The organism is Streptomyces sp. NPDC043867 (assembly GCF_056435845.1).
The window spans coordinates 55,070-70,400 of record NZ_JBWKDS010000001.1 but is presented as its reverse complement, the minus strand read 5'-3'; the positions used below and the strand labels follow the sequence as shown (position 1 = coordinate 70,400).

At 61.9% G+C, this 15,331-nt stretch carries 20 protein-coding genes; 18 read left to right on the top strand and 2 right to left on the bottom strand.

Annotation, left to right across the window (positions count from 1 at the left end; genetic code table 11):
- The first annotated feature begins 27 nt into the window (after positions 1–27).
- Complete coding sequence (locus AC069T_RS00480) at positions 28–825, top strand: hypothetical protein (protein ID WP_478780615.1); 798 nt, start codon at positions 28–30, stop codon at positions 823–825.
- A 42-nt stretch (positions 826–867) separates the two neighbouring features.
- Positions 868–1,644, top strand: a complete 777-nt coding sequence (locus tag AC069T_RS00475; protein WP_478780614.1) for a hypothetical protein — start codon at positions 868–870, stop codon at positions 1,642–1,644.
- 83 nt (positions 1,645–1,727) lie between these two features.
- On the opposite strand, the gene AC069T_RS00470 is transcribed toward AC069T_RS00475, so the two are convergent.
- Together AC069T_RS00470 and AC069T_RS00465 are read right to left on the bottom strand one after the other, a co-directional pair.
- Positions 1,728–1,928: a DUF397 domain-containing protein gene (locus AC069T_RS00470; protein ID WP_478780613.1), complete on the bottom strand. Its 201-nt coding sequence runs from the start codon at positions 1,926–1,928 to the stop codon at positions 1,728–1,730.
- A complete protein-coding gene (locus AC069T_RS00465; protein ID WP_478780612.1) occupies positions 1,925–2,743 on the bottom strand; it encodes a helix-turn-helix domain-containing protein in 819 nt (272 codons plus the stop codon). The genes AC069T_RS00470 and AC069T_RS00465 overlap by 4 nt, the downstream gene beginning before the upstream one ends.
- A 177-nt stretch (positions 2,744–2,920) precedes the next feature.
- Between AC069T_RS00465 and AC069T_RS00460 the strand changes: the two genes are divergently transcribed.
- From AC069T_RS00460 to AC069T_RS00385, 16 genes are all read left to right on the top strand, one after another.
- Positions 2,921–3,436, top strand: a complete 516-nt coding sequence (locus tag AC069T_RS00460; RefSeq protein ID WP_478780611.1) for a hypothetical protein — start codon at positions 2,921–2,923, stop codon at positions 3,434–3,436.
- 274 nt (positions 3,437–3,710) lie between these two features.
- Entirely contained in the window at positions 3,711–4,157 is a 447-nt protein-coding gene (locus tag AC069T_RS00455) for a glycine-rich domain-containing protein (protein ID WP_478780610.1), read from the top strand.
- 71 nt (positions 4,158–4,228) lie between these two features.
- Positions 4,229–4,720: a hypothetical protein gene (locus tag AC069T_RS00450; protein WP_478780609.1), complete on the top strand. Its 492-nt coding sequence runs from the start codon at positions 4,229–4,231 to the stop codon at positions 4,718–4,720.
- 1,710 nt (positions 4,721–6,430) lie between these two features.
- Positions 6,431–6,721, top strand: a complete 291-nt coding sequence (locus AC069T_RS00445) for a hypothetical protein (protein WP_478780608.1) — start codon at positions 6,431–6,433, stop codon at positions 6,719–6,721.
- A 99-nt stretch (positions 6,722–6,820) separates the two neighbouring features.
- Positions 6,821–7,477 (top strand): hypothetical protein, encoded by a 657-nt coding sequence (locus AC069T_RS00440; RefSeq protein WP_478780607.1) that lies wholly within the window; start codon positions 6,821–6,823, stop codon positions 7,475–7,477.
- Positions 7,478–8,323: 846 nt separating this feature from the next.
- A complete protein-coding gene (locus AC069T_RS00435; protein WP_478780606.1) occupies positions 8,324–8,593 on the top strand; it encodes a hypothetical protein in 270 nt (89 codons plus the stop codon).
- 398 nt (positions 8,594–8,991) lie between these two features.
- Complete coding sequence (locus AC069T_RS00430) at positions 8,992–9,192, top strand: hypothetical protein (protein ID WP_478780605.1); 201 nt, start codon at positions 8,992–8,994, stop codon at positions 9,190–9,192.
- Between the two features lie 11 nt (positions 9,193–9,203).
- Positions 9,204–9,974: a hypothetical protein gene (locus AC069T_RS00425; protein ID WP_478780604.1), complete on the top strand. Its 771-nt coding sequence runs from the start codon at positions 9,204–9,206 to the stop codon at positions 9,972–9,974.
- Between the two features lie 250 nt (positions 9,975–10,224).
- The gene (locus AC069T_RS00420; RefSeq protein ID WP_478780603.1) at positions 10,225–10,560 is read left to right on the top strand and encodes a hypothetical protein; all 336 of its coding nucleotides are present in this window, start codon (positions 10,225–10,227) and stop codon (positions 10,558–10,560) included.
- A gap of 138 nt (positions 10,561–10,698) precedes the next feature.
- Entirely contained in the window at positions 10,699–11,001 is a 303-nt protein-coding gene (locus tag AC069T_RS00415; RefSeq protein WP_478780602.1) for a hypothetical protein, read from the top strand.
- 222 nt (positions 11,002–11,223) lie between these two features.
- Positions 11,224–11,478 carry a hypothetical protein gene (locus AC069T_RS00410; RefSeq protein WP_478780601.1) on the top strand — a complete coding sequence of 85 codons (255 nt, stop codon included), beginning with the start codon at positions 11,224–11,226 and terminating at the stop codon, positions 11,476–11,478.
- Between the two features lies 1 nt (position 11,479).
- Entirely contained in the window at positions 11,480–11,746 is a 267-nt protein-coding gene (locus AC069T_RS00405; protein ID WP_478780600.1) for a hypothetical protein, read from the top strand.
- Between the two features lie 119 nt (positions 11,747–11,865).
- Positions 11,866–13,338 (top strand): DUF3987 domain-containing protein, encoded by a 1,473-nt coding sequence (locus AC069T_RS00400; RefSeq protein WP_478780599.1) that lies wholly within the window; start codon positions 11,866–11,868, stop codon positions 13,336–13,338.
- A 287-nt stretch (positions 13,339–13,625) separates the two neighbouring features.
- Positions 13,626–14,378: a hypothetical protein gene (locus AC069T_RS00395; protein ID WP_478780598.1), complete on the top strand. Its 753-nt coding sequence runs from the start codon at positions 13,626–13,628 to the stop codon at positions 14,376–14,378.
- Between the two features lie 27 nt (positions 14,379–14,405).
- The gene (locus tag AC069T_RS00390; RefSeq protein ID WP_478780597.1) at positions 14,406–14,690 is read left to right on the top strand and encodes a hypothetical protein; all 285 of its coding nucleotides are present in this window, start codon (positions 14,406–14,408) and stop codon (positions 14,688–14,690) included.
- Between the two features lie 289 nt (positions 14,691–14,979).
- Positions 14,980–15,324, top strand: coding sequence for a histone-like nucleoid-structuring protein Lsr2 (locus AC069T_RS00385; RefSeq protein ID WP_478780596.1), 345 nt, complete (start codon positions 14,980–14,982; stop codon positions 15,322–15,324).
- Positions 15,325–15,331: the final 7 nt, after the last annotated feature.

Below are 15,331 nucleotides of genomic sequence, written 5' to 3'. Positions count from 1 at the left end.
CAGCGTACAAGGCACACCTGTGCCTACGTGCAGATCCCTAACGGGATCGCTCGTCATGACTCCCTCAGCCTTGAGGCTGTAGGACTCCTCACCCGTCTCCTGTCGCTCCCGGACGCCAACGGCGCCACGGTCGAGCGCATCACTGCCAAGGTCCCCAACGGACGCCGCACGGTCAGCAACGCCATGAACGAGTTGATCACACACGGCTACGTGAAGCGGGCCAAGGTGCAGGACCCCGAGACGGGCCGATGGGTAACCCTCACCACGGTCACGGACAACCCGACTGACCACATGCCGACGGTCGGTCTCCCGACTGGTCAGGCTGTCGGCGGCTCTCCCAAGGGAGAAAAGAACCCGAAGGGAAATGACCTCCTCCCTGACTCCGTCGAGCGGCCTTCTGGCTGCGAGGACGAGAGCAAGCAGGGTGGGGAGGGTTCTCCCGACCAGATCGACACCAAGACTTCCGGCCCCGCTGATGCGGTGACCGGTCGAGCCGTGGCCTGCCTCAAGCGCCTGGAGCGCATTGAGCCCGCTCTCAAGCTCTCGATGCGGGATTGCATGCGCCTGGCTCCGCTGGCCGCTCAGTGGCTCTCTGAGGGCTTCCACGAGATGGAAGTGATCAAGACCCTGACTCGCGCTCTTCCCGAGTCCATCGAATCCGCGGTTGCCCTGGTCTCGTACCGCCTCAAGAACCACCAGCCCCAGAAGGCCGCCCCGGTGCTGTCGACGCCTGCCGTCGCACCTGTGGAGCGGGCCAAGTGCCCTGAGTGTGAAGTGATCTTTCCTCTCGGCCACCCCGGCGGCATCTGCCGCAACTGCCGCTGACTGCGGCTGACAACTCCCCCAACCCACTCTGAAAGGACGAGTGTGTCTGCTTCCGCAACCCCCTGGTACATCAAGGGCATCCTCTACGTAGCACTGCCGGCGGCGTGCATCGCGGCTCTCTACCTCTCAATCCCCGGAGAGGTCGACTTGGCGCGGACGGCGGGATGGTCGGAGAGGTACGCGCCTGCCATGCCCGTCTGCCTCTCGGTGTACGCACTCTCTGCGGGTGCCATCGCCACGTACCGCAGGAAGATGAAGCTTCCCGGACAGGTGACAGCTCTCATCGGCTCCGTCATGGCGCTGCTGCTGGCCATGAGCGCACAGAGCATCTCCCACCTGATAGAGCAGAACTACATGGAAGGGTCCGCTCTCCTGGTGGTGGCTGTCTCCTGCGTCCCCCCTCTCACCATTGCGCACCTGGTGCACATGGCTGAGACCCCCACTCAGGTCAAGTCTGCGGCTGAGGAGCTGGAAGAGCTGAGGGACCTCACTCAGAGCCTCATGACGGCCCTGGTTGCTTCTGAGAGCCGCGCTCTGCTCTCTCACACCGGTCAGGTTCTCGTGGAGGTGGAGAGGCTCTCTCAGACCGTGGAAGAGCTGACGGAGGAGGCTGAGGAACTCTCTGAGGAACTTGAGGACTCCCTCAAGGAAGAGCGGCCATCCAAGCCGCGCAGGAAGGCTCTCGCCCTGACGCGAGAGACCATCGAGCAGACCCGGCAGAGGATCGAAGCAACGGAGGGCCGCAAGCCGACCGTGGAGAAGGTCTGTGAGGCCCTCGGGATCTCTCAGGCGTCCTACTACCGGTACCGAGCGGCGTAGCCCTCAGCAACGACGAGAGCCCCTGTCAGGGATACGGACAGGGGCTCTCAGGTATTGAGTGTACGTGACCAGCTCAGAGGGTCCTAGCGGCCAACCAGCCCGAGGAAGGCTGTCCAAGCCTGGTTCGTCACGACGAGAGAGGGCCCCTCAGGGTCCTTCGAGTCCCGGACTGGAACGCTGCCAGTCGTGGCCTCGGAGGGAGCCCACTCCACGCAGTTTCCACCCTCAGGGTTGCTGTAGCTCGATTTGACCCACTTGAGGGTCTGCGGCGGATTCGGGGTCACAGCTTCTCCATGTACTCAGTGATGAGACTTGCGCTCTGGGGGGCTGGGAGTGCTTCGCCCATCAGGTCAGTGTAGGTGCGCACGGCAGCCCTGACATGCTCGGGCTCCTCAATGATGCCCGTCGTACGGTAAGCCTCAACACAGACAGCCGTCACGTGATTTGGCAGCGTGAGAAACGTGGTGGCGCAGTCGATGAGGAGATGCGCCTCAGCGTCCAGGGGCAGGACACGCAGCCGGGTTGTGGGCTGACGCCCGTGGTTGAGCAGGGCGGCAAGTTGCTCCCGCATGACTTCAGCACTGCCAACCCTGCGCATCAGTACAGACTCGCACAGCACCACTCGGAGGTCTGGCGGCACCGGTGTATGCAGTACAGCTTGCCGAGCAAGACGTTTGCCGACGTCGGAGGCGATCTCTTCCGGGGTGGCCCTGGGCGCCCCCTTGAGGAAGAGTGCGCGAGCGTAACCCGCCGTCTGTAGGAGTCCCGGCACGATGGTTGGGGACCACTCCCACACGGCCTCTGCCTGCCGTTCCAAAGCCATTCGGCGTCGGTACAGCGCCGGGAAGTCCGCAGCAACGATCTCCTCGTACAGGGCCTTGAACTTCCCCTCCGTGCTGAAGACCTGATCGAGCAGTGCCGGCAGCTCTGGCGGGATGGGTGAGTCGGTGGACTCCAGACGGCTGATCGTCGACTTGGACGTTCGTGTTCGCTGCCCTAACTCCGTCTGGGACAGGCCACTTTCGTGCAACTCCCGTGCGCTCTTGAGTTCCTCAGCAAACCGGCGCCGAGGGTTCTCACTGCTGTCAGAAACGCTCACGTCACCTTCCCATGCGCTTGGTCACTCGCTTTCAACGTGCCTTCCCCCAGGTCACAGGCTTTGGCATATGCCAGACCGCCCAAACCCCAGGTCGGGACGTGAAACTCTTCCACGCTCTTCGCGTTGGGTCCAGGGTGTTGCACAGACAGTGACGTAAGACGGAACCAGAGGCCCCCCATGCCCAAGACCAACGAGCCCCCAACGGACCGCGACCATCTGACTGTTGTTATGCCAGGCGGCCCGACCACCAACCGCTACCAGGACGCCTATGAGGAGCTGCGGGAGCTGCTTCGGCGGATCGACGTGGCGCCTTCTCAGATGCGGGTGGACTGGGGTGATGAAAACGGAGAAGCGTTCATCGTTCTGGGCGCTCTCAGCCTGGTGGATGTATGGAGGATCAACCGCGCCCTCAAGAGGAGCCGCGAGCCGCTGAACGTCCTTGCGGACCGGCCGCATCGTCCGCTGATCGGAGAGACGGTGCTCGACACGGACAAGGGTGAAATGGGAGTGGTCGCGGGCTACTTCCTGCGTCCGCTCGAAACCGGTGAGCCGTGGGGGGCTGAGCCGGAAGCTCTCCGAAGGCCGGACCGTGACGAACTCATCGGTGCCCGCTTGGAGCAGATGAAGCAACGAGCCACCCCAACAGCCCCGCCGGAACTCGAACCTGTCGACATGAACCGGACCGTCCAGTGATCGACTTCTTAGCCCGCTTCACGGGCCCTCTGCTGATCATCACCATCGCCGGATCATGCGGCTTCGTGCTGGGTGTGGCCCTAGGGCCCCTGCGCTAACAAAGACTCCGTCCCTGCTGGACGTACCGAATAGAGGCTCCCCCCGTGACTCTGTCGGAATCCCAGTAGGGGCGGTTCAACCCCCGCCCCGGTGGATCACTTCACCCCTAGGACAGGTCAAGTGTTGCCGGGGCGGGTCTGCAATGCACCACAACTCTGAACAAAGAGGAGTGAGCATGTCTGCACCTGTCATGGAGGCTCAGAAGGCCAGGACGCTGGTTGATCCCGCGTTCTTCGGGCGGCTGAGCCGTCGCGTGGCCTCGGTCAACAAGCTGGACCAGGAGACGGCCGAGCGGATCACCGATCAGGCGTTGGCCTACCTCGCCGCAAGCGCGTTGAAGGCTCCCGGCGTCGGGGACTTCGGCCCCAGCCCGGCCGTGGACAAGGGGGTGCACGCCTTCCTGGAGTACACCCGTCCGTACGACGACTTCTTCGCGTCCCGTGGCTGGCCGAAGAAGCACCACAACCCGGCAGACGAGCCGGGGCGTGTGTACGAGCCGGCATCCGTGGTGATCCCTCGGACCCTGCGGGGCATCGAGGCGGCGGGGTTCGAGGTCGACCCGGCCCTCTGGAAGACCGACACCGTGGAGTGCAACGACCTGCCGTGCGGTGACCACGGATAGTTCGTGCTCTCGTAGGTGACAGCAGCCCCCGCCCTTTAGAGTGGCGGGGGCTGGCTGCGTTAGGAGCGAAGATGGCAAGGGAAATCAGCGACACAGGCCGTGTATCGGTCTTTCGTCTTCTGCACTCATGGAATCCCCGGCGAGTGGGCATCGTGGCCTATACGTCAACCGGCAACTTCGGGGATAACGCCGTATTGGGGTACATCCCCTTCCCACACATTCCTGATCTCTCCCTCATGGACATCGCTGCACGGCACGAACCACAGCGTCTGTGGGGTGGTAATGGCGGAATGGAGTTCGCTCAGGCTTGTTGGCTGATCTGCACCGGCTCTTCGAGTCGCCTGATCCCTAAGCGCCCGTTTCTTGACCTCCCGAACGCGTCTTGGGTGCTTGAAGTGGACAAAACCGTGGTGTTGGGCAAAACCATGTACGGCCATGACGCTCTGAGGGTGGGCAGATTTCGCTTCGAGAGCGAAGAATTGATGCAGAAGGCCCGGTCTCTGTTGGAAAAGGGGGATGTGCCTGAGATGAGCGAGGAAGACGTCCCCGCACACAGCTCCTAGGGCAACCGGCAACGCAAAAGAGCCCCCCTCCTTCGCGGGAGGGGGGCTCTGTCGTCTCTGGAGACCTTCCGGAGGCGGGTATACCAACCGCCTCCATAGATTACGTACATGTCCTCTGGCGGGAAACAGGACACGAGAGCCCCAAAATGTGAGGCAGAAGACAATGATGTTGTTACCTCACCCAAGTGATGCACCATTGCGAGCCCGGCTTGAGGGGGTTCTGAGGCACCGCGGGGAGGGTGCCGGCGGGCCTGAGGGAGCTGAAGCGAGGATCAGCGGATTAGGGCTTGTGCACTTGTGAAACATTGAAACCCGTACACGATGGAAGGAAGGTGCCCCCGGCGGTCCACGTGCTTCATTTTCGTTATATTACCCCCGTATGTATGCATCACATGGTGTGCGACATCATTAATAACCTTGTGCGCTTGTGAATGATAATGATGCATAGGTGAAGTGGTGCATAGATACGAGCGCCATTCCTGCGTGAATTCAGGTGCATTCTTTGTGCGCTTGTGAAGCCTGGACTCACCCGAGGGTGACGCATTCGAGCGCTCGGCGCTGACCAATTGTGTGATGTGGGTCACGGACATAGCTCAGTAATGCGGACACAATACGCAACTCATAATGTCCACTATGTCGGACTCGTATACCTAGCAAGGGTATATACGAAACAACCTTGAATATCACGGATGCATAACATGCATGCCTGTTGTGTCCACCTATGAGGGATGTAAAGGTAAAGGCATTGCAAATAAGTTGCGTGCTGTGAGGTACTCGAATCACGGTGAGTTTGCCCCTTTTCATCCATGTTTCTATGCATTGCCGGCGGGGCGGAAAAAACACCCTCTGACCTGCGGTTATGTGGCCTCTACGTGTGCGCGTGCGCGCTCCCTGTCACCGGGGGTGCGCATTAGTTGCCTGCTGTGATTACGTACTCCCAGCACCGCACCACAAGGGGGCGGGGCCGGAAGGGAGGGAAGCGAAATGAACGCACGGTCCCCACCACTCAGCGCGGGTGAGTCCACAACGACTCACCACACGGGCCCGGTATCGGCCCTGAGAGCGCGAATGGCGGCCTAACGGTCGACCCAAGCGGATACCTACTCAGACGCGTATGGCGGCGGCCAGGCGGTCACGTAGCCACCTTGTTAACTGAATACATAGGCACACGCACCCGAAGTGAATAAGGGTGTGCTTCCAAGATGCACGAGCGGCCCTGAGGGTGACGCGATGACTGGTCTAGAGCGCGAAAGCGTCGGATGTGCCGAGGAGCCGGGATTGATCATCCGGACAATGACTAGATCCATGCGAGACAGAATGCGGTGGCCACGAAACAAACCGAGTCTGTCTCTGTGAGTGCCAGCAACGTTGTGGACGTCGTGAGCATCGCTCCTCCCCCTTCTGTGACCGGGAGTTGAGCCGCGCGATACGAGCAACGTGAGGGTGCGAGTAAGACACACACAGAGGCATACGACGCGCGTCGCGCAGTAGCCGCAGTAAGACGCATGCGACAACCGATATTGCCTACGGCAGACACACCCAACACGACGTGTCCAGTGCGCTATGGGTCACGGTGACTGATACTCACCGACCCTCTGAGCGTGTCTCTGAGCGTCTGAGAGTGCGTCTGCCTAGGGGAGTGCCGGTTGTCCTTTGATTGGCGCTTGCAAGGGCCCATGTGGGCCGCAGTACAACCCCTAAGGGGAAGCAATGCCAGTAGCGATAAGCACCGTGCGGAGAGATGCGGGGCTCCTGACTCCTCAAGAGTTCTCGTTTCACCGGGAGTACCTCGCACACGACGTATTCGAGGTGAGCCTCACGGATGCCGCCGGGCCTTTCAGGGTTCCGGTTCGTGGTTGGGCGAACATGGTTAGCGTCGTGGCAGCGTTCACGAGCACCATTGCACATCAGGGCATGTGCACTAGGGCAAAGGCGGATATCTACAGGACCGGATACGCGCTCGTTAACGGCGTGAACATCCGGGTCACTCCGCTTGCGTAAGTCGTAGGGGAGTCGGGTGCACAGTGGATTAGGGATACTCTTCTGTGCACCCTCTCACCCATTGCGAACGTACGTAATGGCGCAAGAGAGGAAAAGCGAATGAAGCTTTGCGAGTACGACCTGTGCCTTGGGACAGGTGTGCCGGCTGCTTGGGTGATGCGGGAATCGCATTGCCCGACGGATGACATCAAGGACGCGGTCATGTACACGCTGTATGCGTGTGAGAGCTGCGCGGGGTACCTGGACGCGAACGTGTGGGTCAACGTTCGCAAGGTCGAGCCGGTCGACTACAGCGGGACCACCGCGAACATGGTTGCCCGCATCGGAAGCAGCACGACCACACACGGCATCCGAGGAGAGTTCCGGTACGACCGTGGGAGCGACAACCGCACCACGTGCGGACGTGCGGGAATCACGGGCACGGACTCCCTCATGTCCGGCAGTCCCTTGGAGATCACGTGCAAAGCGTGCATCGCTGCGGGGCCGCGCTGGATTGCTTACCTGCACGTGGACGAGCCCGGACGAAATGAAACGTTCGTGGTCACCGCTGTACGGACGCTGGACGATGCGGTATCCGCACTCAAGTCCTGGGGAAGGGCACGGGACACGGACTCGGTGAGTGCGAGCCTGTACCCGTTCACCCCGGAAAACTGGACGGACGCAATGGAGTTCCGGACGGACGGGTGCCCCTTCGACTACCCGTCCCGGATCATCGAGCGTGGCGCACGCGGAGGTTTCCGGGTGGTGGAGGCGTGAGCGAGCGGGACTTGCGGGTGTTCACGCACTGCGGGGGATGCAACTGTGATCATCCGGGGCAACTAGTGGTGCTCTACGAGACCGACACGGAAAAGCCTCTGTGCTTCCTGTGCATGCGGGCTCTGACCGTCCCGTACCAAGTGCTGGACTGGATCAATAAGGACGGGAAACTCCAGTTCGGCAGCAAAGGCCGATAGCCGTAGTTGGCAGTTATGGCACACGGGTTTAGGGATACGTCCGTGTGCCTCACTGTTCACTGCGTATTCGAGCGCATGTGGCAAACCCTGGGAGGCAATGTGAATGCATGGCAGCGGTTCGGGCCTAAGGCACGGCGGTACCTGGGGACGGCTCTCCCCGCTCAGTACATCCGCCGGGGAGACATGGTCACCGGGTGGGAAATGGCGCCCTGGATGGTCATTGAGTCGGCACCCGTGCCCCACCCGACTCATGAGGGATGGTTCGTCTACACAGCGGCAACGGCTCACGGGGTTGGTAGCTACGTCCTCACGGACGGAGAAACCCTGAGTGTCGGACGCGTCCCGCTCACGAACACGGACCGGGACGCGTATGCGTCCATCCTCGGAACGTGGGAAGCGCCGTGCGGGTGCGTGGTCAACAAGGGTGAGCACTGCGAGGAATGCGGCCCGTACAACGGTGCGTCGCCTCTGTGCATGAACCGTTGGGAGTACACACAGCGCACGCGCTGAAACGGCCCGGCTCACAGGGAGTAGCTCCCGCCGGCACAGCGTCACAACCACAGTAGGACAGTCGGGCACGGAGGTTTAGGGATACGTCTCCGTGCCTTTCTCATGCCCGCTCACAGGAGCGGAGAGAAGGGAACACGAAATGCAGGATTCGGAAACGCGCAAGGTTGTCCTGGCCAAGATCATGCGCCGTAAGGCGTTCGTCCTCGGAAGGTCCAGCCATCTGCGCGAGCAGCACATTGCGCAGATGGACAACGGGGAGATTCGTACGGTGTGGTTCCGGAATCCGGAACTGTACGACGTCACGGTAACGAGTCAGAAGCTTTGGGGCTCGTTCGAGGACGCGGTTGACATCGTGCGCGCCATGGAAGCTCGGTTCATCACTGCGGAACTCCCGGAGGTCACGGCGTAATGCGTATTCGACTTGGCATGCTCGCACTCGCGGTTCTCTCCATTCTCGCGGGTGCAGTCAAGGCAGAGGCTCACACGGGCCACCACACCCCCCACATGCCCTACCGGGCCCGTGTGCTGGCCGGAACGGTGCACTACGCGCCGTGCGTCGAGCTGCGGCGCACTCATGAGGGGCGGTTGTGGTTTCGGGACATGGTCAGTGACACGTGGGATGACGGAAAGCGTCGCACGGTCGCTCAGCAGATCGGCTATGTGCGTGAGGGTTGCCGCGAGATGACTCGCTAGCGATTGACCGTAGAGGGCATGGGAAGGTCACCCGGAATTCCGGGCGGAGATCACCCATGCCCTACTCGGCCAGTCTCTAGAGACAAGCTCAGAGGCAGGAATGAAAGGCCAGAGGTGTTCACTCTCAAGACGATGAAGGCCGCATTGCGCGGAATGTACGCGGGGGACGACCTGTGCATCAAGTTCCTTGATGGGGAGGTGATCATCACGGGCACTGTGGTCAGTATCGGTAGCCGTATCTCGGCCCGCACGGAAAAGGGCCGACTGCACGAGGACATTCACGCGAACTGCGTGCTGTCCATGGAAGTGAAGTAAGAAAGGCAATCATGAGCAACAAGTGGCGCGATGGCGGATACGACGGAATCCGCTACCTGGGGAAGCAGTCGACCGGGGACTATCGGGGATACGTCGTGAGGACACAGGGGGACAGGGACGGACTCCCGGAGAAGTGGTCTGTCTACGCGTGGAATCCGGTGGTTGAAGAGACCCTGTGGGTTGCTGCTGCGGGTACACGTGAGGCCGCGCAAAGGGCACTGGAGAACGTCACCCCGGACGGCCACAAGTGCGAAGTGTTCGTGAACCAGTGGCTCGGCCACTGCCCGGAGCGCGCAAGCGTCGTCACCTACACAGACGAGGGCGGTAAGGCGGTGCGCGGGTTGCTCCTGTGCACCGTCCACATGCGGCGCACGTTCACCGACCAGACACGCGTAGCCGTGGCCGAATGGGAGGCCGCTAACGGGCCTCTCAGTCACGAGGACGGGCCGATTGTGGGAGAGCGTCTGTCGCCTCCCATGGCTCCCGTCAAGCGGTCCGACTACCTGTCTCGACCGGTCATCTGGGGGGACGCATGGGGCAGTTACGTCCTCGGAATGAAGGTGGCTCAGGAGGTGACTGCGGGCAGCAGCACGGAGGACGGGCAATTCGCCATAGATGCCGACCTGGTGGTGTTCCACGGGACCGGAGCGTTCGAGGTCAAGTCCGTCGACATCATCGAAATCCCGTATGCAGGGACGCACTACCGCTTCAACTGCAATGGCGGAGCAACCTACTTGGCCCAGCTTGATGAGGCCGTACCGGTTCTGTACCTGCCGCTGTAACCGACGCTAGACGCTGAGCTTGGGGCACGGGGAAATAGGGATACCTCTCCGTGCCCTTTGCTCTGTCTCTACCGAAGGGAAACCGCATGGTCCACATGCAATGTGGAGGCTGTGACGGGCTAGTCCAGGTCACCGTAAAGCAGTGGAGGGAAGAGAACACGGTTCCCTGCCCGCACTGCCCTGACGGTGGCGTTGACCTGGTTCACGCACGTCGACACGCAGACGACCCGCTAAGAGAGGAACTCACACAATGACCGAGCACACCCCCGAACTTCCGGAGATCTCCCCTGTGCTGAAGCAGGGGGCGAATGACCGGAACATCAAAGCCGCTCAGCGGGCAATTGCGGTTGCCCGCTTCAACGGGTGGACGCTCCTCGGGACGTACAACGGCAGTGACACCCGGTCCCTGTGGCGCTGTGAACTCAAGGGCTGCGGACAGGAGATCGAAAAGTTCTACAGCCACATCCGGGGACGCAAGGACAAGGAAGGCAACTGGAAGCCCAGCCCGCGTCACAAGGGCTGCCTTCCCCCTGCGGAGCGGGAAACGGCGCTCAGGGAATGGCGGGAACGTAACAACCTGATCTAGTCGGGTGAGCTTGGGACGCGGTGAGTCGGGATACCTTCCCGCGTCCCTTACTCGGCCTACTCGAAAGGGGAAACAATGCAGGTTACCGAAGCTTCTGCCACACACGTGGCAGTCGGTGTGTTCGGGGACCCTCTGAACATGCGCGTTTCGCTGTACTGGCGCGCAAACGAGAGAGGGTTCCTGGTAGTCCTCAAGAGTGAGGACATGACGGAAGAGTACGGCGCTTGGCTGGCACAGACCGAAGAGCCGTTGCCGAGCGCGACTCTGCCAAACCTTCTCCTCGACCGTCTTGTGTGGAGGTGCCTCAGCCCTTACCGGAGGGTGGGGCATGACTGGATAACGGACCCCGTTTCCTGTGCAGCCCACTTCTCCACCGAGTGGGGTTGGGACTGGATAACCGAGAGGTTCGCTCAGCCCGAGCGCAAGGCGGACGAGACGTGAGCCGGGTGGGGGTCTGGCCCCTGGTGGTAGAGGACGTCAAGGCCCGTGCCAGGACAGCAGCCGGCAACGCACGTGAGGGCTCGTGGCTGCCCGCGTTCCTCGACTTGTGCGAGGAGCTGGGGGAGGAAGCCAGCTACTACGCGTGCCCTGAGCATGCCGCTCGTGCCCTGGTGGCTGTCGCGGCTCCCGCCTTCCTGAGTGCGCTGGGGAAGGTGCGCGTTCGTGGCTGAAGCAACGGTGATCAACGTGGACCGATTCGAGCGCGGTAAAGCGCTCGTGACCCTGCCTAATGGCGGGGCCAGGATCGGCCGCGAGGATGGCGCGTACTGGATCGAATGTACGGAATGGGACGGCAGCAACGTTTGGCCGCTCCCCCGCAAAAGCGGCTTCGGCTCTTACAAAGCGGCTGCAACGTGGATGGCCCGAACCATGGGTCACAACGGGGCACTCGACATTCAGGAACAGAAGGAGTTCTGACGTGAATAAGGCGTACAGCTTCCTGGACAACCGCAGGGGAATCCTGCTGGCAGCTCTCGGCAAGTACGAGCGGGACATGCGAGAGGCGGAAAAGGAAGCGCGAGAGGCGTACGCGGCGGGACAGGCGGACCCGTCGATGAAGGCAGCGCAAGACGCTTCCTGGATGACAAATCGGGGGTACCTGCACGCGGCGGACATGTTCCGGCAGAGTGCGGATAGCGCTGTGACCGCGCTTGAGGAAATGACGGACGTTCTCTTGGGCGATTAGCCCATAGGGGTCTGAGCCTCTTTGGTGAGGGCTGGAATAGGGATACGTCCAGCCCGATCCATGGACGCTCACGCTTCCGAGTGTGAACGTGCAGTAACAATCGGAACGGAAGGAAGGTAATGGACGAGAAGGCTCGTTACGAGCCGATGGCTTATGGGCCCATCGGCTCAGCAGTCAAGGCCGCTATGCCCCACACGGAGGCGGACCCCGTGGGGGTCCATGCGGCGGTGCTGGCCCTGTTCTCGGCGGCCCTTAACGGCAACGTATTGCAGCCGAATGGGCGGCCCTCGGTAGTCTGGACGGCTCTTGCTGGTCGGTCGCGGGTGGGGCGCAAGGGATACGCGCTCTCAACCGCTGAGGCGATTTTGCGGGATTCCGTTGGGGACTTCCTCGCCCTCCGTCGACAGGGCGGCATTTCGTCGGGCGCATCCTTGGTGCAGACGCTTTACGAGAACGAACAGGACTCGCTTACGTCTGAGGGTGGTCTCGACGGGAGAACCGTCATAGTTGATGAGGAGTGGTCGACCACTCTGAAACTGACCAACAGGGATGCCAAGTATTCGGGAGTGCTCCGGACCGCTTGGGACGGAAAGCGTGTTTCCAACGTCACCAAAAAGGACGGGAAGCGGGTAGAGGTGACGGTCGAAACCCCTGCCCTGGGGTTTCATGTCCACATCCAGCCTGCCGCTTGGGCCAAGTACGTCAGTCTGACGGAGGCACAGGGAGGCTCGTTCAACCGTATTCTCCCGGTCTCGGTCGAGCGCTCCAAGCTCATCCGCACGGCTAAGAGTCGACGTAACCCGCTCAGTGAGATCAGGGTGAGTGCAGCTCTGCGGCTGGCTTATGAGTGGGCTCGCAAAGAAGTACGTGAGATGGAGTTGAGCGACGCAGCCGCAGAACGCTTTGACGACATACGGGCCGAGTATGAAGACACCATGGATGAACTCCCCGAGGACATCTCGTGTTTCATCGAGCGGGCTGACGAACAGGTCATACGGGTTGCGTGCGTTCTCACTGCGGCCGAGCGTAAGACTGTGATCAGCGTCAAAGCACTTGAGGCGGCACGTGCGTTCGTCGAGTTCTCCATTGCTTCGGTCAAGCAACTGATCTCTCAGAGCAGCGTCCAGAAGGCCCGTACGATCCTGCCGCTGGACGTGAAGATCAGGGAGAAGCTGACGATGCATGGCCCCATGACCTCTACGCAGCTCTACCGGGCCCTCAGCTCTCGCTACACGGCAAGTCAGATCTTCGATGCCGTTGACGAGATGCCCGATGCTGTCGCGGAAGAGGTCAAGTCCAAGCGTCCAGGCCTCAACCCGTTGGTCTTCCGGCTCGTTGAGGTTCCGGAGGAGTCAGCCCCCGAGCCCGAGCCCGAGCCCGTGAGGGTTCCCGCCCAGCGGGCACCGGCACGTAAGCGAGCCACGGCTAAGAAGACTGCGACACCTACGAAGAAGGTTCCCGCGGCTTCTCCGCCGGCAACACGTAAGGCGGTGAAGAAGGCGGCCACCCCGAAGAAGGTCGTAGCGGCCTCTCCGCCGGCACCCCGGCAGCGGACCACACGCAGCCGGACGGCTGAGAGGGTGAGCGCGTGAAGCACCGGGTGCACCTGCGGCCGGAAGGTCGCTTCCAGTGCACCCGGTGCCGTGCTGCCTTCGTCACCGACGAGTCCGCCCGAGCCTCCAAGTTCGAGTGTCCCGCCGTGCCAGTGGCACACGGACACGCATACGAGAGAGAGCACGTCCTATACCCCTTTTCGTACAACAGGGGGGACGGGTACGGGCCGGACCGTCTATGTGACGTCGTGGGCTGCCTGATGTGTGTTGGTCACGCCTGCGATTGCGACGTGTGCACCAACCGATTGGACGTGCCCTCTCTGAGGGTGCTGAACGACAGCCAGGAACAGGGGAACCGGAAGCGTTCCCCGAATTGGGAGGAAGAGGAAAAGGTGTCAGACCTCAAGAAGATGCTTGCTCACGTCAAGCCGGGCGACTACGTGACCGCCAGTGGGCGGGACACCCGAGGGCACGAGGTGACCAGGGAAGGGACGTTGCTGGACGCGCCCAAGGAGGTCAAGGCCACGTACAACGGGGCCAAGGTTCCGGCGGTTCGTGTGTGCGTCGGGGAGAAGGGCACTGATCCGGCGACGCGGTCGACCTGGACCACGCTCTTCCCGGAGCACAGCTCCATCCGACTGGCCGAGGCTCCGAAGGCGGGGGACTGGACCAACGGAGAGATCCGGGACATCCCCGCTGTCCGCTCCGCCAGGGTCAGCGTCAACGCACGGCTCCTGTTCGGAGGCAAGGGCGGGAAGCGGTCCACCGAACCGACACAGAAAACCCTTGCAGGGATCACGTACACCGGGCAGGGTCGGTACGAAATCTGGTCCGTGGAGACGGAAGAGGCCCTGTTCACGGGCTCCCTTCAGTCTCAGATCTGGTGGTCTCCCGCTCCCGAGGAGACCGAGCACCAGGACCAGGAGGCCGAGGAGAGTGAGCCCCAGGAGGAGGACCAGGAGGAGGGCGGCCAGGCGGTGACCGACCTGGGCAAGCCTGTTCGCCACGTCGCCACGGGGGAAGTGGTCGGCTACTGGACCCCGGACAGGTTCACCCCTGTCGAGGAGCTTCAGAGGTAGCGCACGTCACAGGAAGGACGCACCACCATGAGTGATTCTCCGTGGCCCAATCTGGAATCACCGGAAGTCGTCTGCGGAACCTTCGCGTTTCCTGGTGACGCTGAGCGCTGCATGAAGCGGCTTGCCAAGCTCATAGCGGCATCCAAGAAGGTTAAGCGTTACGGCGTGTTCTGCGAGCAATACGGAAACGTCTATCGTGTGGTGCTTCGTGACCGCCTGGCCGCTGCGAAGGTGCGGGAAGTCAGGAAGGAGAAGAGGGAAGCGAAGCGTTCACGGACACAGGAGGACAGCTTATGTCCGGCACTGCCTTGAGCGCTGCTGACACAGGGGACCGTAAGCGTGCGGTCCCCTCTTCTATGCCCCAAACCCGCCCGTCAACACCCCGTCTCGTGCAGGGCCGTTACTCGCCTCTGTGCCGTAAGTGGTCGGAAGGGAAGTGGAGAGAGTGAAACGGACTTGAGTAGGACGCGTGCATGTGACAGCCTCCTGTGACAGAAACGCGCTCCAAAACGCTGAAAAGTATGAAGGTGTGTGTCGTTGGGGATACAACGACAACCACCCCCCGAAGGACGTACGAACCGAAGCAAGGAAGGCACAACCCATGGCTCAGAAGGTTCAGGTTCTCCTCATCGACGACATCGACGGGGGAGAGGCGGACGAGACTGTGACATTCGGGCTGGATGGCAAGTCGTACGAGATCGACTTGAGCGAGCCGAACGCGGCCAAGCTGCGTGAGTTCCTCGCCCCGTACCTCAGTGGGGGTCGGCGCAAGGCTGGCAGCTCCGCCGGCAACCGCGGGCGTGCGGCCAGGCCGACGACGACGAGCACGGTTGAGCCGTCGTCCGAGACGATCCGGAAGTGGGCTGCGTCCAACGGCTTCGAGGTGAGCAACCGGGGCCGTGTCCCGGCCTCCATCAAGGAAGCGTACGCGGCAGCCAACAAGTAGCCACCAG

Coding starts and splice junctions, on each gene's coding strand:
- AC069T_RS00420 (WP_478780603.1), top strand. CDS start 10,225: ATGACCGAGCACACCCCCGAACTTCCGGAGATCTCCCCTGTGCTGAAG.
- AC069T_RS00445 (WP_478780608.1), top strand. CDS start 6,431: ATGCCAGTAGCGATAAGCACCGTGCGGAGAGATGCGGGGCTCCTGACT.
- AC069T_RS00385 (WP_478780596.1), top strand. CDS start 14,980: ATGGCTCAGAAGGTTCAGGTTCTCCTCATCGACGACATCGACGGGGGA.
- AC069T_RS00440 (WP_478780607.1), top strand. CDS start 6,821: ATGAAGCTTTGCGAGTACGACCTGTGCCTTGGGACAGGTGTGCCGGCT.
- AC069T_RS00400 (WP_478780599.1), top strand. CDS start 11,866: ATGGACGAGAAGGCTCGTTACGAGCCGATGGCTTATGGGCCCATCGGC.
- AC069T_RS00425 (WP_478780604.1), top strand. CDS start 9,204: ATGAGCAACAAGTGGCGCGATGGCGGATACGACGGAATCCGCTACCTG.
- AC069T_RS00455 (WP_478780610.1), top strand. CDS start 3,711: ATGTCTGCACCTGTCATGGAGGCTCAGAAGGCCAGGACGCTGGTTGAT.
- AC069T_RS00415 (WP_478780602.1), top strand. CDS start 10,699: ATGCGCGTTTCGCTGTACTGGCGCGCAAACGAGAGAGGGTTCCTGGTA.
- AC069T_RS00460 (WP_478780611.1), top strand. CDS start 2,921: ATGCCCAAGACCAACGAGCCCCCAACGGACCGCGACCATCTGACTGTT.
- AC069T_RS00435 (WP_478780606.1), top strand. CDS start 8,324: ATGCAGGATTCGGAAACGCGCAAGGTTGTCCTGGCCAAGATCATGCGC.
- AC069T_RS00450 (WP_478780609.1), top strand. CDS start 4,229: ATGGCAAGGGAAATCAGCGACACAGGCCGTGTATCGGTCTTTCGTCTT.
- AC069T_RS00390 (WP_478780597.1), top strand. CDS start 14,406: ATGAGTGATTCTCCGTGGCCCAATCTGGAATCACCGGAAGTCGTCTGC.